At 34.8% G+C, this 21,002-nt stretch carries 23 protein-coding genes; 13 read left to right on the top strand and 10 right to left on the bottom strand.

All coding sequences use genetic code 11. The features are described from left to right. Positions 1–456 precede the first annotated feature (456 nt). Positions 457–555: a dodecin domain-containing protein gene (locus EKL99_RS14885; protein WP_317125130.1), complete on the bottom strand. Its 99-nt coding sequence runs from the start codon at positions 553–555 to the stop codon at positions 457–459. Between the two features lie 204 nt (positions 556–759). Beyond that, entirely contained in the window at positions 760–1,659 is a 900-nt protein-coding gene (locus EKL99_RS05800; protein WP_126458528.1) for a NifU family protein, read from the bottom strand. Positions 1,660–1,827: 168 nt separating this feature from the next. Between EKL99_RS05800 and EKL99_RS05805 the strand changes: the two genes are divergently transcribed. Next, a complete protein-coding gene (locus EKL99_RS05805) occupies positions 1,828–2,826 on the top strand; it encodes a type IX secretion system membrane protein PorP/SprF (RefSeq protein WP_126576555.1) in 999 nt (332 codons plus the stop codon). A gap of 11 nt (positions 2,827–2,837) precedes the next feature. Further along, positions 2,838–3,353, top strand: coding sequence for a gamma carbonic anhydrase family protein (locus EKL99_RS05810; protein WP_126458534.1), 516 nt, complete (start codon positions 2,838–2,840; stop codon positions 3,351–3,353). A gap of 12 nt (positions 3,354–3,365) precedes the next feature. Here EKL99_RS05810 and murI read toward each other — a convergent pair whose 3' ends face one another. From murI to EKL99_RS05850, 8 genes are all read right to left on the bottom strand, one after another. Then, positions 3,366–4,145, bottom strand: a complete 780-nt coding sequence (gene murI / locus EKL99_RS05815) for a glutamate racemase (RefSeq protein WP_126458537.1) — start codon at positions 4,143–4,145, stop codon at positions 3,366–3,368. Positions 4,146–4,256: 111 nt separating this feature from the next. Further along, entirely contained in the window at positions 4,257–4,757 is a 501-nt protein-coding gene (locus tag EKL99_RS05820; RefSeq protein ID WP_126458540.1) for an OmpH family outer membrane protein, read from the bottom strand. A gap of 21 nt (positions 4,758–4,778) precedes the next feature. After that, a complete protein-coding gene (locus tag EKL99_RS05825) occupies positions 4,779–5,801 on the bottom strand; it encodes an OmpH family outer membrane protein (RefSeq protein WP_126554803.1) in 1,023 nt (340 codons plus the stop codon). 37 nt (positions 5,802–5,838) lie between these two features. Continuing rightward, positions 5,839–8,568, bottom strand: a complete 2,730-nt coding sequence (locus EKL99_RS05830; RefSeq protein WP_126576556.1) for an outer membrane protein assembly factor — start codon at positions 8,566–8,568, stop codon at positions 5,839–5,841. Beyond that, on the bottom strand, positions 8,501–9,241 hold the full coding sequence (locus EKL99_RS05835; protein WP_126458549.1) for an isoprenyl transferase: 741 nt from the start codon (positions 9,239–9,241) through the stop codon (positions 8,501–8,503). The genes EKL99_RS05830 and EKL99_RS05835 overlap by 68 nt, the downstream gene beginning before the upstream one ends. Before the next feature lie 4 nt (positions 9,242–9,245). Further along, positions 9,246–9,920, bottom strand: coding sequence for a DUF6089 family protein (locus EKL99_RS05840; protein WP_126554807.1), 675 nt, complete (start codon positions 9,918–9,920; stop codon positions 9,246–9,248). Between the two features lie 167 nt (positions 9,921–10,087). Further along, complete coding sequence (locus tag EKL99_RS05845) at positions 10,088–10,972, bottom strand: NAD kinase (protein WP_126554809.1); 885 nt, start codon at positions 10,970–10,972, stop codon at positions 10,088–10,090. Positions 10,973–11,050: 78 nt separating this feature from the next. After that, positions 11,051–11,710, bottom strand: a complete 660-nt coding sequence (locus tag EKL99_RS05850) for a CBS domain-containing protein (RefSeq protein WP_126562596.1) — start codon at positions 11,708–11,710, stop codon at positions 11,051–11,053. Positions 11,711–11,823: 113 nt separating this feature from the next. On the opposite strand from EKL99_RS05850, the gene EKL99_RS05855 reads away from it, so the two are divergent. From EKL99_RS05855 to EKL99_RS05910, 11 genes are all read left to right on the top strand, one after another. After that, entirely contained in the window at positions 11,824–12,537 is a 714-nt protein-coding gene (locus tag EKL99_RS05855; RefSeq protein WP_126576557.1) for a pyridoxine 5'-phosphate synthase, read from the top strand. 106 nt (positions 12,538–12,643) lie between these two features. Continuing rightward, a complete protein-coding gene (locus tag EKL99_RS05860; protein WP_126576558.1) occupies positions 12,644–13,402 on the top strand; it encodes an alpha/beta fold hydrolase in 759 nt (252 codons plus the stop codon). Positions 13,403–13,456: 54 nt separating this feature from the next. Next, a complete protein-coding gene (locus tag EKL99_RS05865; RefSeq protein ID WP_126458568.1) occupies positions 13,457–13,801 on the top strand; it encodes a phage holin family protein in 345 nt (114 codons plus the stop codon). A gap of 86 nt (positions 13,802–13,887) precedes the next feature. Then, on the top strand, positions 13,888–14,259 hold the full coding sequence (locus EKL99_RS05870; RefSeq protein ID WP_126554815.1) for a hypothetical protein: 372 nt from the start codon (positions 13,888–13,890) through the stop codon (positions 14,257–14,259). Between the two features lie 152 nt (positions 14,260–14,411). Next, entirely contained in the window at positions 14,412–15,287 is an 876-nt protein-coding gene (locus EKL99_RS05875) for a DUF3347 domain-containing protein (RefSeq protein ID WP_126568038.1), read from the top strand. 19 nt (positions 15,288–15,306) lie between these two features. After that, positions 15,307–15,777, top strand: coding sequence for a TlpA disulfide reductase family protein (locus EKL99_RS05880; RefSeq protein ID WP_126458574.1), 471 nt, complete (start codon positions 15,307–15,309; stop codon positions 15,775–15,777). 6 nt (positions 15,778–15,783) lie between these two features. After that, complete coding sequence (locus EKL99_RS05885) at positions 15,784–16,311, top strand: heavy-metal-associated domain-containing protein (protein WP_126576559.1); 528 nt, start codon at positions 15,784–15,786, stop codon at positions 16,309–16,311. After that, complete coding sequence (locus tag EKL99_RS05890; RefSeq protein ID WP_231507384.1) at positions 16,280–17,122, top strand: hypothetical protein; 843 nt, start codon at positions 16,280–16,282, stop codon at positions 17,120–17,122. The genes EKL99_RS05885 and EKL99_RS05890 overlap by 32 nt, the downstream gene beginning before the upstream one ends. Positions 17,123–17,199: 77 nt before the next feature. Beyond that, positions 17,200–17,928 carry a DUF3347 domain-containing protein gene (locus tag EKL99_RS05895; RefSeq protein WP_126563391.1) on the top strand — a complete coding sequence of 243 codons (729 nt, stop codon included), beginning with the start codon at positions 17,200–17,202 and terminating at the stop codon, positions 17,926–17,928. A gap of 258 nt (positions 17,929–18,186) precedes the next feature. Then, on the top strand, positions 18,187–18,408 hold the full coding sequence (locus EKL99_RS05905) for a hypothetical protein (protein ID WP_126568041.1): 222 nt from the start codon (positions 18,187–18,189) through the stop codon (positions 18,406–18,408). A gap of 58 nt (positions 18,409–18,466) precedes the next feature. Continuing rightward, on the top strand, positions 18,467–21,001 hold the full coding sequence (locus tag EKL99_RS05910; RefSeq protein WP_126576560.1) for a heavy metal translocating P-type ATPase: 2,535 nt from the start codon (positions 18,467–18,469) through the stop codon (positions 20,999–21,001). The last annotated feature ends 1 nt before the right edge of the window (position 21,002 follow it).

Consider the following 21,002-nt stretch of genomic DNA (forward strand, 5'->3'; position numbering starts at 1 on the left):
TATTAAATCATTAATAATTTGTTGATAATCAGTATTTGGCATTGAACAGGTATAGTTTTGACTCAAGGATGACAGCTTTTCTTGGTTTGAGATGCGTGCCTGTAAAAAAGATAATTTGATAGTTTTGTATTCCTGTTATTGCTGCAGTAGTGCCGTACAGGTTGGTTGTTAATGGCTGGGAAATTAGCGGTGTTTATAATGTTGGGTTTGTCTTTTTCTAGGATTGGTGCCAATGATTTTGAAATCAGAGTTTTCGGTTTACTGGATTTTTGGGGTGTTGTAATAAATAGGGACTGGTTTCAAAATGGAATTTATTCATGGAAATTTTTTTAGCCCCGGTAGAAGTGGAAATCCTTTTTCTTTTTTCTTTAAAAAGAAAAAGATTGTAACGGATAACGGGAAATTGCTCCTAAAAAAAAGCGCTTCTGATGAAACGCTTTGATTTTTTTAGCTACTCTATTCGTGTTCGAAAGTTAATTTTAGATTTATTCTAAATTCTGTTATAACACCATTACTGATGGTTACGCTTTGGTCATGGACATAGACGGACCGCATGTGTTTTACAGATTTTCAGGCTTTGGCTATTCTTTTCGAGCTCCATCTTGCCAACTTGTTTCAGAACTGCAAAGAATTTCAATTACTTTTAATATTGACCTGATTTCTAGGTATTAAGTTAAAGATTAAAATGTATTTTCAATTTAAAATACATTTTTTTAACGTAACTATATTTAAATCAATGTTTTGAATTATTTTTCCTTTTTATGCATTTATTGCCTCTACTTTGATGCTTTCGTCATTTAACATGCTTTTTAACATGTTTTCTATCCCGCTTTTTAAAGTAAATGTAGAAGAAGGACATCCGCTACAAGCACCTTGTAAAATCACTTTTACAGTTTTGTCGGCTTCATTATAGGAATCGAAGGCTATATTTCCACCATCAGCTTGTACTGCGGGTTTTACATATTCTTCTAATATATTAATGATTTGTTGCGAAGTGACATCCAGGGTGTCAAATTCTTTTACTTTTATTTTTTCTTCTGCAGTTACCGTGGCAATATAATTTTCATCTAAAACAGTTCCTCCATTTTCTATGTATTGCTTGATGAAACTTCTTAGTTCTAAGGTAATTTCTTGCCATTCATTGACTTCGTATTTAGTTACGGAGATGTAATTTTCATCAATAAAAATTTCTTTTACGTAAGGGAATTTGAACAGTTCTTTTGCCAATGGAGAAGCGCCAGTTTGATCGATATTTTTGAATTCAATAGCGTTTTTAGTGAGTATTTTGCTAACTACAAATTTCAAAGCTGACGGATTAGGAGTTGTTTCGCCATACACGGTCACCGGTTGTTTTTTAGACTTATTTTCTTCTATAGTAATGATTGATCCGCCATCATTTACAAATTTTTCTATTTGTTGCGCCACAGCATCTTTGACATCATCCCATTCAACAATATTATATTTTTCAACGGCAATAAAATTCCCGGAGATATAAATTGTTTTTACGAAAGGCAGGTAAAATAATTGTTGTGCTAAAGGGGATGTTTTTGCCTCGTCTATATTTTTGAATTCAAAACTTTCATTTTGAGTGATGAAATCGTTAAATTCAAATTTTAATATAGTTGGATTTTGGGTCTCTTTTATGGTAACTTTGTTCATCAGTTTTGAATTTTTTACAAATTTACTAAAGTTATTTTCTACGAATACCTATATTTGATTTTTTAATGAATAAATTAACTTTAATTTACGTGTTTGATTCGGCTTTTGCTTTTTTTTAATAATTTATATTGTTTTTTGATCGCATCCGTTTTACTAAAAAGTATTTGAATGTATAATAAGATTAGATTTCTAGCCATTATTTTTTTGATGTCACATTATTCCTTTTCTCAGGAAGGAATACCGGTGTACTCAGATTATCTGTCAGACAATTATTACTTGATACATCCTTCTATGGCCGGAGCGCCAAATTGTGCTAAAATTAGGTTAACCGGTCGTAAGCAATGGTTCGATCAGAAGGACGCGCCTGAATTACAAACACTTAGTTTTAATGGTAAAGTAGGTGAAAAAGCAGGAGCGGGTTTTATACTTTTTAATGATAAAAACGGGTATCATTCTCAAAAAGGAATAAAATTGACGTATGCGTATCACCTTATGTTTTCTAGAGACGAAATTGATTTAAATCAATTGTCTTTCGGGATTAGTGGTGGATTGATACAAAGTCAATTAGATGAAACCGCTTTTTTGCAGTCAGGGGATTTTGATCCAATAATTGACGGAACCGTGGTGCAAAAAGATTCTTATTTTAACGTGGACTTTGGAATATCCTATAATTTTTTAGATTTTTACGCGCATGCGACAGTAAAAAACGCAATTGAAACGAGAAGGAATATTTACACGGAATATGAAAGTGATAACTTAAGGAAGTTTTTATTCAGTGCAGGGTATATTTTTGGTAATTCAGATCAAATTTTATGGGAGCCTTCTGTTTTATTCCAATTGGTGGATCAAACAAAAGAGAAATCAATTGACCTTAATTTGAAAGCATATAAAAATTTAGATTTTGGTAGAGTTTGGGGTGGATTGTCCTATCGAAGAAGTTTTGATGGTGCAGAATATCTTGATGGCAATACAATTTCCAAACAAAAACTGCAATACATAACACCAATTGTGGGTGTGAATTTTGATCAATTTATGGTCGCTTATACGTATTCTCAATTGTCTGGAGCGGTTAAATTTGATAATGGTGGTTACCACCAAATTACCCTTGGGATTGATTTGTTTTGTAAACCTGTAAAATACGATTGCAATTGTCCGGCAATTAACTAATTTATCTTATCATGCTAATAAAATCTGTCAACGGTAAATCACCTTCTATTCCGAAGGATTGTTATGTTGCTGAAAATGCCACTATTATTGGGGATGTTACTTTTGGAACCAACTGTAGTGTATGGTTTAATGCTGTTATCAGAGGCGATGTTAATTGTATTAAAATTGGAAACAAAGTCAATATTCAAGATGGTGCTATTATTCATTGTACGTACAAAAAACATCCTACACTCATAGGAAATAATGTTTCTATTGGACATAATGCAATCGTGCATGGTTGTGAGGTTCACGACAATGTATTGATTGGAATGGGGGCGATAGTAATGGACAATTGTGTTATCGAAAGTAATTCTATTGTAGCTGCCGGTGCTGTTGTTACTCAGAACACTGTTGTAGGCTCAGGGACAATCTGGGCAGGAGTTCCCGCTAGAAAAGTTAAGGATATAGATCAGTCCGATTTTGCAGGAGAAATTGAACGCATTTCGAATAATTATGTTATGTATTCCAGTTGGTTCAAGGAGGAGTAATATTCAGCCGTTTTAGAAATTTTCCTGTTCTACCGTATACTTGTTTTCTAAAATTTCAGTCAATACTTTTGGATTGGTGTTGGTATAAAAAATAGGTTCGTTGTTTTGTGATGATGCGAAACCTATATTTTCCCGCAATATGTTTTGAGTTTGTTTGGCAACTGCTTCACCGGAATCTATAATGTGAATGTGTTTGGGAAGGATTTTTTTTATTTGAGGAATCAGATACGGATAGTGACTGCAACCTAATACTAAATAATCAATATTGGCATTAATCATAGGAATCAGGTAGGCTTGAAGTAATGTGGTCATTTCGGGCGAGTTGATCTCTCCATTTTCAATTAATTGCACTAATCCATGTCCCACCTGCTCAATTATTTTAGTGTCTTGGTACTTTTCAGTGGTTTTATTGAAAAGTTCACTGTTTAGTGTGCCTTGTGTAGCCAGAATTCCTATTATTTGTGTTTTTGAATGAGTGACTGCTGGTTTTATCGCAGGTTCTATTCCTATGAAAGGAACATTATATTTAGATCTTAATTCTTGAATGGCATTAGTTGTTGCCGTATTGCAGGCAACTACAATTAATTTACATTTCATATCAAGCAGAAATTCGGTATTTTTCATGCTTAATGCAACAATTTCCTCTTTTGTTTTTTGTCCGTAAGGTGCATTCCTGCTATCGGCAAGGTATATGGTTTTTTCGTTTGGAAGTAGTTTGTGAATTGCTTTCCAGATGGAGGTGCCACCTATTCCTGAGTCAAAAATCCCTATAGGTTGATCGTTGTTGTTCATAGAAACAAAGTTACGCGCTGAAATTTTAATTTCCTAGAATATTTGTTAAACAAAAAAAACTGCTCTGTCCTAATATAAGGTGAGCAGTTTTTTTGAATTTTGTTCTTTTTTTTAGAAACCTAAATCTTTTTTTACATCCATAGTCAAGTTTGGACCATCAGCAAGTAAAAGAGTTGAACCGTCTAAAACATATTGATACCCTTTTGCTTTACCCACTTTTTGGATCGAAGCTCTTACTTTTTCCATTAATGGTTTTACGATATCAGATTCTTTTTGTTGCAATTCTTTTTGAGCATTGTCTCTGTAGTCAACAATTCTTTTTTGCATGTCCTGAACTTCTTTAGAACGTTCTGTGTTTATAACTTCAGTAACTGTTGCTGCTTCTGCTTCGTACTTTTTTAATTTAGCTTGGTATTCTTCAACCATTTTTTTGTAATCAGCATCATACGTAGTACTCAATTTGTCTAATTGTTTTTGAGCATCTAACATTGCAGGCATTTTTGTCATAATTTCACTTACATCTACATGTGCTGTTTTTGTTTGTGCAGTAATTGTTTGATTTGCTCCTAAAATAACAAGGGCAGCAATTAATAGGGTTTTGATTTGTTTCATCGTTTTTAAAGTATTTAGTAATTAATTATTGTTTGTATTTTCTTTTATTTTTTCCTCTTTTGCTTTTTTGAGAGCTTCTCTGTCTTCCAGTATTTTTTTTCTTCTTTCTTCTAAAGCTTTCCTGCGATCTTCAATGACTTTTTTACGATCTTCCAATGTTTTAGTTCTGGCATCAGCTTGTTTTTGTTTGGCTAATTCAACAGTTTCTTTAGCATTTTCTTTTTTTAAGTCACTTACTGATGGTGCTGTAACGGTGTCAATTGTTTTGACATTTGCAGAAACCGTGCCAATTTTTTTAGCTTCTCTGTCAGCTATTATTTGTTTTCGCTTGTCGTTAAATTCTTTTTTTCTTTGTTCTTGAAGTAATTTTCGGTCTTCAAGCAATTTGTCTCGGGCTATTTTTTTATCGTTCAGGATTTTTTGTCTATCGGCTAAGGTAGGATTTTCATCTAACGCATCTTCCTTGCTTTCTCTGGCTTCTTCTTCCTGAAGTTGTTTTTTTGTCAGTTGTTCTCTTTTTTCTGTACGGTTCAATACGCGTAAAACTTGCTCACTGATATCAAATCTTTTTGCTGCAAACAGCATGGTAAGATCAGAGGCTTTATCAAAGATGAAATCATATTTTTTTGCTTCAGCAATATCCTGAACGGCAGTAAAAATTTGATCCTGTATTGGTTTTACCAAAATAGATTTTTGTAGGATCAAATCGCCATTGGGTCCAAATCTTTTTTGTTGATAGTCTAAATTTTCATTTTCGAGGAAACTAATTTCTGTTTCTCTTTCGCTAATGAGTTCTTTGGTTAATAGTGCTTTTTCGGCTTTTAACGCATCTTTCAATTTATTGATTTCAATTTTTTTAGTTTCAATTTCTAGTTTCCATTTTTGGGCTTTTTGCTCTAATTGAACTTTTGCTTCGGTATAATTTGGAACATTCTGTAAAATGTATTCCATATCAATATAGCCCAGTTTGGTTCCTCTAGTTTGCGCTTTCATAGTCTGCGCAACTGCTAAAATTAAAAAAAGATATAAAAATTGTTTTCTCATAAATAGTAACGTACTAGAAAAATTTTAAATCAATTTTTTAGAATTGTTGTCCAATAATAAAGTGAGTTTCCCATCCGTTTGGTTCTGCTTGTCCGGGCAGAGCGTCAAAACCATGGCCAAAATCAATTCCCAATAAACCAAATGCGGGCATGAATACACGCAATCCAACTCCTGCGGAACGATTTAAGGCAAAAGGGTTATAGCTCTTGAAATCACTAAATGACGAACCTGCTTCCATGAATGCCAAAGCATAAATTGATGCGGATGATTTTAATGTTATTGGATAGCGTAACTCCATTGAAAATTTGTTAAAAACCGTAGCTCCAATTTGATCTCCTGTGCTATTTACGGGTGTCAATGAATTATTAGGATACCCTCTTAACTGAATGGTTTCTCTACCATCCATAGAAAAGTTAGCCAGTCCGTCACCCCCAAGATAAAATCGTTCAAACGGAACTGAACCTCTGTCTTGATTGTATGCTCCAAGAAATCCAAATTCAGTCAACGTTCTAAGGACTAATTTTCCGTAAATCTTAGTATACCAGTCCGCTTTAAACTTTATTTTATAATATTCCAACCATTTAAATCGCTCTTGATCTACTTTACTAATGTTTGTTGCCGCCAGGTTAAAATCGGTCACTTTGTTTCCGTTGGTGTCAATATAATCTCCAATTTGAACAATATTCCCATTTCCATCAGGCACATTTTGTCGGTCTACAGTGTTTTTTAATTTGTATTCTTCTTTATCGCCTAGTGTGGCATAATCTATTCCATTCAACAATGAATAGGGTGGTGTAAATTTAGCGGTTAAACTAAATTCAGAACCGTACGTTGGAAATATAGGATTGAATCCTTTATTGGTATGCGTTAGTCCTATAGTATACGCTAAATTTCTGGAAGACCCGTTTCCAAAAGTAAATAATCCAGTGTTGTAATTATTTAAATCATAATGTTGGTAACTTACGGATTGAGATAAATACGTGTTGTCATCCGGCACCGTTAATCTTTTTGACAAGCCAACGGACAATGTAATGATATTAAAACTCTTACTTTTATCGGCTCTTTGTGTTATAAAATTATTCAAAAATTGTTTGCTGTATGACAATGAGGTACTAAAAGATACGGGTTTTTTACCTCCAAACCAAGGCTCGGAAAACGAGACGCTATACGTTTGAAAAAAGGTGCTGGCCTGTAAACGTAACGATACTTTTTGACCATCTCCCATAGGAAGCGGTTTGTAGGCTTCTTTATTGAGTAAGTTTCTGGCTGAAAAGTTATTAAAAGAAAGTCCTAATGTTCCAATGAAACCACCACCACCGTAACCACCTTGAAGTTCGATTTGGCTGGATCCTTTCTCCACCAGATTGTATTCAATGTCTACAGTTCCTGCTCCTGAATCTACATTCTTGAATTTTGGATCGATGGCTTCCGGATCAAAAAATCCTAATTGGCCAATCTCTCTAATGGTTCGTACTAACTCTTCTTTGCTATATTTCTCTCCTGGTTTGGTTCTTAATTCCCGGTAAATTACACGGTCATTGGTCTTGTCATTTCCTACTACTGTAATTTTATTGAAGTATGCAATTGGTCCTTCAGTAACTCTGATTTCAAAGTCAATGGTATCATTTGCGGTTCTTACCTCTACAGCATTGATATTAGAAAATAAATAACCGCTGTTTTGGTATAAATTCGTGATGTCCTCTCCGTCAGGTTTTGATTTGTCTGCAATTCTTTTCTCCAGAAGTACTCCGTTGTAGGTTTCCCCTTTTTTGACACCTAAAATTCTGTTTAGATATTGATCCGGATAAACGGTATTTCCTAAAAATTTAATGTTTCCAAAAAAGTATTTATTTCCTTCCTCAACATTTATTTTAATCATTAAGGCTTTTTTGTCTTTGTCATAGGTAACAGAATCCGAAAGTATTCTGGCATCTCTATAGCCTTTCTCTTTGTAAGAAGCGATTACGTTTTCTAAATCCGATTTGTGTTTTTCTTTTATGAATTTAGAGCCTTTTAAAACACGCAGGAAGTTTTTTTGTTTGGTATCCTTCATTGCTTTACGCAATACTTTATCGGATATTTTTGTGTTTCCTACAAAATCAATTTTTTGTATTTTTACTTTATTTCCTTTGTCTACATTGATAACCATGTTGACTTGGTTTATCGTAGCTGTGTCTTTGGCAGTATTTATGTTTACTTTGGTGTTGTAATACCCATCTTTTTTATACTTGTTCTCGATGTAGTTTTTTGTAGTGGTAATTAAATTTTCATTGACTACTTTCCCTTTGTTAAGGCTGTTGTCTTTAATTAAAGCTTCCGTTTTTGATTTTTTTACACCTACAAATTTTACACCACTCAATTTAGGTAATTCCACGATATTCAAATCAAGATAGATGCTGTCATTTTCTATTCTATTGATATAAAATGAAATTTCATCGAACAAGCCCAGTTTTCCTAGTTTTTTTATGGCGCTGCTTATTTGTTCACCAGGAATAGTTATCGATTGTCCTTTTTGCAGACCAGCAAAAGTAACTACAGTTTGAGTGTTGAAAGTGATATCGCCAACAACTGTTACATCTCCTAAGATGTATTTTTTTCCTTGATCAAAAGGAACTCTTTCTTGTGCTTTAACTTGTGTAAAACTTCCTAAAATTAAAACGGTGAGGGCTATTCTGATGCTTTTATTTAACACTAAATAATTATTTAATTTGTTCACTTGTTTTTCCAAATCTACGTTCTCTTTTTTGATAACTAATGATAGCCTCATATAAATCTTGTTCTTTAAAGTCTGGCCATAATACATCAGTAAAATATAATTCTGCATAGGCAATTTGCCATAACAAAAAGTTACTTATTCTATGCTCTCCACTAGTTCGTATTAATAAATCTACATCAGGTAAATTTTGCGTGTAAAGATGCTCATTAATAATGGAATCGTCAATAGTGTCTATTGAAATTATATTATTTTTAACTTTACTGCAAATGTTTTTTACAGCAGTGACAATTTCCTCCCTGGAACCGTAGCTTAACGCTAGGGTTAGTGTCATTTGCGTGTTGTCTTTTGTCTTACTAATAACGTCGAGGAGCTCTTTTTGTGCAGATTTTGGTAATTTTTCTAAATTACCAATAGCATTCAGTTTTATATTGTTTTCTTGTAAGGTTTTTAATTCCTTTTTTAAGGAGTTGATGAGTACCTTCATTAAGGTTTCTACTTCCAGTTTGGGCCTGTTCCAGTTTTCGGTAGAAAAAGCATAGAGTGTTAGAAAATCAATCCCTAGTTTAGCACTGGCTTCAATTATTTTTTTTACTGATTTTGTCCCGCTTTCATGACCTAAAGCTCGTAAGAGTCCTTTTTGTTTTGCCCAACGACCATTACCATCCATTATGATAGCCAAATGGTTTGGTAGGTTCGTTGCATCTATAGTGTCTAGTAAATTCATTTTTTTATTCTGCACAATAACAGGGTTTGTTTCCAAAGGTATACGTTAGCGTAACGCCTGTGAAGACATACCAATCATTATTATTTATATTTCCAAAATTCCCATTATAACTTCCTTCTATATCATCGGTCAGCGTATACCGTGCTCCGGTTTCTAATCCCAATATTAAACTGGGAGATAGCGTTGACTTGATTCCTAAAATCATCGGGATCGCTATTGATTTTCTTCTTTCTGATCTGCCTTCTGCTGTTGTACCTGCTTGCGTGTCTGTCAATTTGTACCTGCTCAGGAAATAACTGATTCCTGAAAACACATAAGGTGTAATTTTAGTTCGAGAGTCGTGAAGATTAAAGTCAAAAAAGTTGAATTCAAGTCCTAAAGAGACTTCTTTTAGATTGTTTTCAAAACGATATCCTCTTTGGTTTCTTGCTGCTTCTTTTGAATCTGAATCATCTGAATTTATGTTTGACTGCATGTATGAAAATCGGTAAGCATGTCTTGGACTTTTATTCCATTTGTATAAAACCCCAAAAGCAGGTTCGTTTGGCGCAAGGTAAGTCGTAGGACCAACATCGCCTACAAAGTTACTTCCACCTGCAAAAACACCAATTTCGTGGATCTGAGCCTGGGTGTTCGTAAATGGGAGTAAGCAAAACAATAAATAGAAAATCTTGTTCATTCAATCAAAAATTGCGTGCAAATATAATAATAATCAATACGATTCAATACCCATTCAGTTAAATGTGTGTTTTTTTGATTAATTGACAAGTAAATTGCGCAAAGTGAGTATTTTATTTATTCAAACGAAAAAAAAACATAGAATCGTATATTATTTATTAAAATGATTTAGTTACGCTTATCTTGTCCCCAAAGTAATTTGCTTCGAAGGGTTTTTAAAAAAGTTTCTTCGGGTATTTCTACCATATTGATTTGAAAGGGGGTTTTTTTTAAGGTCAGTATGGATTCGTTCTTTACCGAGGTAACTCTGGAGTCTAAGGACACTAAATAATTTTCCTCTCTTCCGGAAACTTTTAGTCTAATTTCTGTTTCATCCGGAACAACAAGAGGCCTGGCCGTTAGGTTGTGGGGAGCAATTGGGGTGATGACGATGCTTTTTACATCAGGTGTCAAGATTGGACCGCCACAACTCAAAGAATACCCCGTAGATCCTGTTGGTGTTGATATAATTAACCCATCGGCCCAATATGAATTTAAAAATTCGTTATTCAAGTACGTGTCTATCGTAATCATCGATGTAGTGTCTTTTCTACTGACCGTAATTTCATTCATGGCAAAATCCATTTTTTGGATGGATTCATTTGGTGGCGTGCAGGTTACGCTCAGTAATGTTCTTTTTGAGATGGTGTATTTTTTGTCAATGACAAATTGCATGAATGTTGCGATATTCTCTTTTTGGACGGTTGCAAGGAAACCTAGTCTTCCCGCATTTATTCCTAAAATAGGAACTCCGGAATCCCGCACTAAAGTGGCCGCTCTTAAAATAGTTCCGTCTCCTCCAATGCTGATGAGCATATCAAAACTAGAATCAAGTTCAGTGTGGGATGTGAAGGTTTTGTATTTTTTTTCTACAATTTTCCTTTCGTTGAGCATCAGCAAAAAATGAGACTCAATAATCATCTCTACATTATTTTTGTTAAAAAAAACAAAGATGTCGTTTATAATAGGTTCGGTACTGTTTTGATAATATTGGCCGTAGATCGCTACTTTCATCTTTTTGTGTAATCGTTTAATGTTGATATGTTTGTTTTAGTATTTAATCGATTAAACAAATAATCGGTTAAACGAGCACTATATATTAAGGTACTTGTCTAAATAATCAGAGCGTTCCTTCAAATTATTGATGTAATTGTCTTCTTGATGCTCGGATATAATTTCATAATCATATCTTCTGAAAGTCTGTATTATTTCATTAATAGCACCTAACGTTATTTTTAAGGTAACTTCAACACTCTCAACATCTAATTCGGAGACGAATACACCTAAAAGTTTACCATTGTTGCTTTCGACTATTTGGGTAATTTGACTCATAGAATAATCTAAAGCGGCTTTCTTGACAACGATAACGCCACCGGGTTCCTTTAAAAAAGGAGTTTCATGAAAAAACTTCATGATGTCTTCTATTTGATAATAACCCACGTAGGTGTTGTTTTCGTCTAAAACCGGAACTAAATTAGTCTGATTTTTTGCAAAAACTTCCAGCACATCAAGCCATACTGTATTAGTTCTTGTGAAAAACCCTTCCAGTGAATAGCGAAAATCAGATACTTTTTTAGTGCTGTCAAAAGTTTCTAGATCTTCGCGGGCAATACTGCCCAGATACACCCCTTCTTCGATTATTGGGAAATGTGAAAAGTGGACGTCATTGAAGAATTCTTGAACAACCGCAATAGTATCTTGGTTGTTAATCGCTTTAAAATCATTGGTTATATAGTCTGTAATTCCGATCATAAATAAGGCAAAAATATTTCATGCAAAATAATCAAAAATAAGCAAAAACTCCTAAGTTTTACTTTGTATTTTTGCTTCAAGAAATAGTACTGGTTTAATCAAAAAGGGTTCCAATGACAAAATTAAGTGTAAACATCAATAAAATAGCTACTTTACGTAATGCTCGTGGAGGAAATGTTCCTGATTTATTAAAAGTAGCTGCCGACATTCAAAAGTTCGGAGCGCAAGGGATTACCATACATCCCCGTCCGGATGAGCGCCACATTCGCTATCAGGATGCACGGGATTTAAAAACGACTGTTTTTACGGAATATAATATAGAAGGAAATCCAGAAAAAACCTTTATCGACCTTGTTCTGGAAATAAAACCGACTCAGGTAACTCTAGTTCCGGATGCTGTAGATGCCATAACATCTAATGCTGGTTGGGATACCATAAAGCATGCTTCTTATTTGACTGAAATTGTTCAGGAGTTTCAACGGAACGGAATTAGAACGTCCATTTTTGTAGATCCTGTTCTCGAAATGATTGAAGGTGCAAAAAAAATTGGAACCGAAAGAATTGAATTGTATACCGAAGCATTCGCACACCAATACAGTTTAGGAAATCAAAACGGAATTATGCCATACACACACGCTGCCATCCTAGCCAATGCGCTTGGATTAGGGATCAATGCAGGTCATGATTTGAGTTTGGATAATATTCAATTTTTTAAACAAAATATCCCGGGATTACTCGAAGTTTCTATTGGTCATGCGCTGATTTCCGAAGCTATTTATCTGGGATTAGACAATGTGGTGAATATGTATTTGCAAAAATTAAAATAGTTTTTTTTAACCATTAAGAAATTATGATGGATTAAGTTTTAAGCTTAATAGCTTTACTTTCTTAATGGTTTTTAATTTAAATCGTAACGTTAAAATCTAAAATTATATGCTTTTTTCAAAAATAGAAGGATCAGGACAGCCACTTTTAATTCTTCACGGATTTCTAGGGATGTCCGATAACTGGAAAACACTCGGAACGCAATTCGCAACTGATTTTCAGGTTCATATTCTCGATTTACGCAACCACGGACGAAGCCTGCACTCAGAGAATTTTACCTACGAAATTATGGCGCAGGATGTTTACGAGTACTGTCAAGCTCATAAATTAGAAAATATCAATATTTTAGGACACTCGATGGGCGGGAAAATAGCCATGTTTCTGGCAACGTTGCATCCTGAATTAGTTAATAAGTTAATTGTTGCGGACATAGGACCAAAATTTTATCCGCAGCATCATCAGGATATTTTGGCGGGATTGAATGCGGTTGATTTTTCAAAAAAACCAAGTCGAAGTGATGTCGAAGAAATCATGGAGAAGTTTGTTCCTGATTTTGGAACCAGACAATTCTTGATGAAGAATTTGTTTTGGCAAGAGCCCGGGCAACTTGCCTTTCGATTTAATTTGGCAGTTTTCAATACAAAAATGGATGAAATAGGAATTCCGTTGCCTAAGAATTCCGTTTTCGAGAAACCAGCCTTGTTCATTCGTGGCGGAAAATCAAATTATATTATAGACAGCGATTTTGAAATTATAAAACAGCATTTCCCGGATTCAAATATTGAAACGATTCCTAATGTAGGGCATTGGCTTCATGCCGAAAATCCAGCTGAGTTCTATCAAAAAGTCACTTCTTTTTTAAAATAAAGGAGATGGTTTCTAATTTTCACTACATTTATTAAAATTTAAAAAGATAAACTTATGAATTTACTCATCAAAATTCTTATTACCTCTGGTTTAGTATTGCTTATTGCGAACTTTATGCCGGGTGTGCGTGTAGATGGATTCGCCACGGCTTTGATTGTGGCAATTGTTCTTGGATTACTTAATATATTTATCAAGCCAATATTAGTGATACTAACTTTGCCGGTAACGATACTAACTTTAGGTTTGTTTTTATTGGTTATTAATGCACTGATGATTTTGTTGTGTACAAAAATTGTGGACGGTTTTCGCGTAGATACGTTTTGGACTGCCTTGTTTTTTAGTATTATATTATCCGTATCGCAGTCTATAATGAATGGAATTCTAGGCGAGGGAAAATAATAGGCTATTTTTAACACGTATTTATGACGTAATGCATTTGAAATTAAGAATCAATCAATATCTTTGTACTTTATTTAAACGATACTATGTCTAAAAATTTTTACATATTGTTACTAGTTACGCTTGGGTTCTTTATGACTCCAAGCGTAGCTATTGCGTGTGGAATAAAAGCAGAGAAATCGTGTTGCAAAAAAGAATTCTCTTCAAAAACGGAGCAAAAAGACTGTTGTAATAAAGAAAAAAAATCAAATAAAGGGTTGCATGATGGTTGTAACGGTGCTTGCAAGAGTATTTCTTGTGGCAGTACAGCAATTCATTTGGGTTTAACATCCATATTTAACACGGAATTAAACAAGCAAATTTTTAGTTTTTCTACTGAAAAACAAAATTATTATTACTCGGAAATCTTTATCTCATCCCATTTCCGTTCTATTTGGCTTCCACCTAAAATAAGCTAAATTTCTTTTTTGACAGCCAAAAAACTGTCTTGTTCAAAGCAGTATATGCTTTAAAAACCAATAAACGTAGTCAATTACAATTCAAAAAACAGAGCAAAATAAGCTGTTGTTTTCAATGTTTTGCGACTAATTCACTTCAAAATAATATCAAAATGAATTCAATAAAAAAAATATTGATGGCAACTACTCTGTTGCTTTCAATCACAATAAGCCATGCGCAAATTAAAAATGCTACAACAGAAACGGTAAAAATATATGGCAACTGTGAGATGTGTAAAAGCACCATAGAAACTACAGGTAACCTGAAAAAAGCAGCGAAAGTCGAGTGGAATAAAGACACCAAAATGGCAACACTCACGTATGACTCGACTAAAACAAGTCAAGACGAAATCCTGAAACGCATTGCTTTAGCAGGGTATGACAGTGATAAGTTTCTTGCTCCAGATGCTGTTTATGACAAACTACATGGCTGTTGCCAATATGAAAGAGAAGCAAAAGTAGCCGTTTCTCCAGCAACGAAAATGGAAACCGTCACTACAGAAAATCATGCAGGCCACGCCAATCACTCAGATAATGCAGTTCCAAAACAACAAGTAGATACTACATTAAAAGCTGTTTTTGATAGCTATTTTCTTTTAAAAGATGCTTTAGTGAAAACAGACGGAAACAGTACTTCCTTGAAAGCGAAGGATTTATTAACGGCAATCAATTCCGTGAAGATGGAAACACTAAAATCGGAAGAACATATTGTTTGGATGAAAGTTTTGAATGACTTAAAAGAACATTCTGAGCATATTGGTGATACAAAAGATATTTCTCATCAGAGAGATCATTTCATGGATTTATCAAAATCGATGTATGAATTGATAAAAGTGGCTAAATACGAGACTCCGGTTTATCTCCAGTTTTGTCCTATGGCAAATGGCGGTAAAGGAGCCAACTGGTTGAGCAAAGAAAATGCCGTTAAGAATCCGTATTACGGTTCGCAAATGATGACTTGTGGAAAAACGGTAGAGACGCTTCAATAATTATTTAAAGGAAAATAAAATGAAAAAAATAATTCTGGTAGTAAGTGTAATAATCAGTTTTTCAACGGCTAATGCCCAGATGAAAATTGGAGATAATTTACCTGATTTTGAACTTAAAAATAATAAAGAGGCCACTGTAAGTTTGGCTTCTGTAAAAGGGAAAACCGTCTTAATTGACTTTTGGGCTTCTTGGTGCGCACCGTGTAGAATGGCCAATAAAAAGCTGGTGCCTTTTTACAATCAGTATAAAACAGAAAATTTCGAAATTATAGGGATATCCCTGGATACGGATCAAGCGAAATGGATAAGTGCCATTCAAAAAGACAAATTAGAATATGAGCAGTTGATTGATCCCAAAGGGTTTGATGCGCCATCGGCTATAGTCTTTGGCGTAGAGCAGTTGCCTAGTGCCTATCTTTTTGATGCAACAGGGAAACTGGTTGCTGTAAATCCAACAGAAGAACAAATTTTAATGCAAATAAAAAAATAAAATAAGATGAAAAATATAAATATAAAATTCATTGGTATTGCTTGTTTGGTTTTGATGGCAAGCATGAAGTCCTATTCTCAAATTTCAAAAGCAGACATAATTGCAACGGGTTTAACGTGTTCCATGTGTTCCAATGCAATTAACAAACAGCTAAAGGCCATGACTGAAGTAGACAGCGTCAGTACAGAACTAAATACGAATACGTTTACCGTTTATTTGAAGGAAAATAATTCAATAAGTCCAAAAACTTTAAAAACGAGTGTCGAAAAAGCTGGTTTTTTTGTGGGATCCATGGTGTTGACAATGGCTTTCGATAATTTAAAAATAGAAGACAACCTAGCATTGAAAAAGGGTCAACACACCTTTATATTTGTTGATGTGAAAGCAAAGACAATGAACGGGGAAACAAAGTTAAAAGTGGTTGATAAAGGTTTTGTTACTCAAAAAGAGTATAAAAAAACACTTAAAACATTGTCGAAATACCCTAGTTATATGGTTGAAAATGAAAATAATTTTCACCTTAAAACAATTTAATATGAGTTATTTACGCTTTGCTGTCCTATTCCTGATATCGGCTCAAATGCAAGCCCAAGAATTATTTGTTGTTACGGACCCAGCCAGTAATATCCCTGCAAATTCATTGAGTGTAAGACTGTCACAATCCCTTTTTGAGGAGCAATTTAGTCAAGAGTACAACTATCATTTGATGCCGGAAGTAACCTATGGTTTGAATAAAAATTTGATGGTTAGGGCTACCGCATTTGTCAGTAATAGAAACAGTCAATTGGTTACAGAAGGAGGTGGTTTTTATGCTAAATACCGGTTTTTCTCGACAGATGATTTAAACAGTCATTTTCGTTTGGCTGCTTTTGGAAGGTATAGTTTTAATAACGCAGATATTCATCAGGATCAAATTGAAATAATGGGGCACAATACGGGTTTTGAGACCGGATTAGTAGCCACGAAACTGATAAAAAAAGTAGCAATTAGTTCGTCGGTAAGTTTTGAAAAGGCATTTGATAATAAACCAAATTATCCTTTTCCAAGTGAATTAGGCAATAACGCCACGAATTATACCTTGTCTTTTGGCAAACTGATGTATCCCAAAAAATACACCAGTTTTAAACAAACAAATATTAACCTGATGGTTGAATTTGTTGGGCAAACGATCAATGAAAATGGAAAATCGTATCTTGATGTGGTTCCGGCAATACAATTTATTTTCAATAGTCAAGCCCGTTTGGATTTGGCTTACCGGAGGGAAATTATGAGTTCTATGATGCGTACAGCACCCAATGGAATTTATTTAAATTTAGAATATAATTTTTTTAATATCATAAAATAAATAGATAAAGCTTAAATTTATAACAATGAATAATTGATTTTAAATAAAAGTAAATTTGTAATTATAAAAAAAACACAATGAAAAAAATAATGCTTTTGTCCTTAATAACGGTATTTATGACGGTTTCTTGTGACCAGAAAAACAAAGAAGCAGCAGCTACAAGTTCTGAAAAAACAGAAAAAGCTACGGAATTATATGCCTGTCCGATGCATCCGGAAGTTACTGGTGCATCCGGTGGAGAATGTTCAGAATGCGGGATGGAATTAACCGAGAAAGTGGTGCAAACAATCCCTACTGAAAAAGAGCTAACTCCTGTTGAAAACAGGGCAAAATCCGGTGCTGTGCTCAAAACGGAGAGTGCTGATAAAATGACTTTTCCAACCGATGCTATTGTATCTAATTATCTCAAAATTAAAAATGCATTAACCAAAGACGATTCAAAAGGAGCAGCCATCGCGGCAAAAGATTTGCATACTATATTGAATAGTTCCAGCGCAACTTCATTAGACACCAAATTAAAAAATAAATACAATGCTTTTGTGGCGGATGCCAAAGTAAATGTCAAACATATTGGGGATAATGCCGGTAAAATGGAGCATCAAAGAACGTATTTTTCGTTATTGAGCAAAGATGTTTTTGATTTGATAAAAGCCTTTGGAACCAAACAAACCGTATATCAGGATTACTGTCCCATGTATGGAGCAGGAAAAAACGGGTATTGGATCAGTGAAACCCAAGACGTGATTAATCCCTATTTTGGTGCGGAGATGCTAAATTGTGGCAGGAGAATAGGAACCGTTCAATAGCGATGAAATTCTATGTCAAAAATATGGTTTGTGGTCGCTGTATAATGGTTGTGAAATCCGAGCTCGAAAAACTTGGAATTTTTCCTGTTTCGGTGAAGTTAGGAGAAGTCGAAGTAGTAGAAAATAACAGATTGCAAATTGATAGGTTGTAAAACTTACAAATCATTTCCAAAATTCTACAACAAGTTAAAATAGAAGGTTATGTACCTTTGTTTAGTAGCAATGAATGTTTAGCTAAATATTTTAATAATAGAAAAAATGAAAACATTAATTATCGTACCAAGCGTATTCTTAGCAGTGAATTCCATAGCATCAGCTCAAGAAGTGGTGAAATCTTCCCAAAAGGAAACCCATAAAGCAATGTATTCTTGTTCAATGCACCCGAAAGAAATGAGTGATAAATCTGTAAAATATCCAAAATGTGGGATGCAGATGACTCCAAAAGCAAGTGATACAAAAGAAGAGAATCATCAACATTAAAGTTTTTTTAAATCGGTTCTATACTTTTATAGAACCGATTTTTTTTAAATTCAACATTATGAAACATACTTATACAGTCACTGGAATGTCTTGCGACGGTTGCCGTTCCAAAGTAGAAAAAACATTGAATGTTATTGATGGAATTCAAGCGAGAGTTACTTTGAATCCGCCAATAGCGACTATAACAATGGATCAACACATTTCCACAGTTCAATTACAAGAGGTTTTAACTGGCGCTGGAAACTACACCATAGAAATGAATACTGGTGTTGATTCTCATGGAATTACTGAAAAACCAATTGAGAAGTCATGTTGCAGTTCGAATAAACCACAAGAGAAATCAACCGTAATTTTACCCGCTACTGCGCAAGGCAAATACTATTGTCCGATGCATTGTGAGGGGGAAAAAGTCTATGATAAACCGGGAAGTTGCCCTGTGTGCGGAATGAATCTGGAAAAAGTTCCCGAATTGAGTGTTGCAAAAACAAGGTACACGTGTCCGATGCATCCCGAAGTAATCAAAGACGGTCCCGGTTCCTGTCCCATTTGCGGAATGGATTTAGTACCAATGGAACCCACCGCTTCTGAAGAAAACAAAGTGTACAATGACTTAGTCCGCAAAATGAAAATAGCGGTAGTTTTTACAGTTCCCATTTTTATTATTGCCATGTCAGATATGATTCCGAATAATCCAATAATGAAAATTATGGATTTAGAAAAATGGAATTGGGTACAATTATTATTTTCACTTCCTGTCGTTTTTTATGCGTGTTGGATGTTTTTTGAGCGTGCATGGAAATCTATAGTTACTTGGAATCTCAATATGTTTACGTTGATTGGAATTGGTTCTGGAGTCGCTTTTCTGTTTAGTTTGGTTGGATTGTTTTTTCCCGCTATTTTCCCGGATGAATTTAAAACGGATAACGGAGCGGTTCATCTTTATTTTGAGGCTACAACGGTGATATTAACTTTGGTTTTATTGGGGCAATTACTCGAAGCCAGAGCGCACAGTCAAACCAGTGGAGCGATAAAAGAATTATTGAAGTTAGCGCCAACCGAAGCTGTTTTGGTTAGCAATGAAGGGGATAAAGTGATTTCGATTCATGATATCAAAAAAGGAGATTTATTGCGGGTAAAACCGGGAGATAAAATTCCGGTGGATGGAAAAATTACCGATGGAGAAAGTACTGTTGATGAATCGATGATAACAGGTGAACCTATTCCTGTAGATAAAAAAACAGGCGATAGTATTAGCTCCGGAACCATTAACGGCAATAAATCCTTTGTGATGATTGCTGAAAAGGTAGGTTCGGAAACGGTGCTTTCGCAAATTATACAAATGGTCAACACTGCCAGTAGGTCTAAAGCACCAATCCAGAAACTAGCGGACAGAATCGCTAAATATTTTGTACCAATTGTAGTTGGGGTTTCCATAATCACTTTTTTTGTTTGGGCACAATTTGGTCCTGAACCCGCAATGGTGTATGGATTTATCAATGCGATTGCAGTATTAATTATTGCTTGTCCGTGTGCCTTGGGATTGGCCACGCCCATGTCCGTAATGGTTGGTGTTGGTAAAGGAGCGCAATCTGGAGTTTTGATAAAAAATGCCGAAGCGTTAGAGAATATGAATAAAGTAAATGTGCTGATTACCGATAAAACAGGAACCATTACGGAAGGAAAGCCTTCTGTTGAAAAAGTATTCTCTTTAAATAATGAAGAAGATTCTTTGTTGCAAAGTATTGCTTCTTTAAATCAGTATAGCGAACATCCTTTGGCGCAAGCCGTAGTCAATTTTGCGAAAGCGAAAGCAGTTTCATTAATCGAAGTCAAGGATTTTGAAGCGATTTCCGGCAAAGGAGTTATTGGAACCGTAGTCGATAAAAAAGTGGCACTCGGAAATAAAAAATTGATGGAGCAGGTAAATGCCACGATTTCCGAAGAATTAGAAAATAAAATTATCGCCGAACAGAAACTCGGAAAAACGGTTTCTTATATTTCAATTGACGGAATTGCGGTGGGATTTGTCTCGATTACAGATGCCATCAAAGCCACAAGCATCACAGGTATAAAAGAACTGATGCGTCAGGGAGTTGAGGTAATCATGCTTACCGGTGATAATGAAAATACGGCAAAAGCAGTGGCTCAGGAGTTGCATTTGAGTTCGTATAAAGCGGGTTGTTTGCCTGAAGACAAGCTCAAAGAAATTAAACGATTGCAAGCCGAAGGGAAAATTGTAGCCATGGCAGGTGATGGAATCAACGATGCGCCGGCTTTGGCACAAGCCGACATAGGAATTGCCATGGGAACAGGAACAGATGTGGCTATCGAAAGTGCCAAAATAACGTTAGTGAAAGGCGATTTGCAAGGAATAGTCAAAGCCAAAAACTTAAGTCATGCGGTGATGCGAAATATTAAGCAAAATTTATTCTTTGCCTTTTTCTACAATGTGCTTGGAATTCCAATTGCAGCGGGTGTTTTGTATCCGTTTTTTGGCGTGTTGCTTTCGCCAATGATTGCGGCTTTGGCCATGAGTTTCAGCTCTGTTTCAGTAATTGCAAATGCGTTGCGATTGCGTAATTTAAAATTTTAAT

Origin of the sequence: Flavobacterium sp. ZB4P23 (genome assembly GCF_003970375.1) — a bacterium.
Lineage (GTDB): Bacteria > Bacteroidota > Bacteroidia > Flavobacteriales > Flavobacteriaceae > Flavobacterium.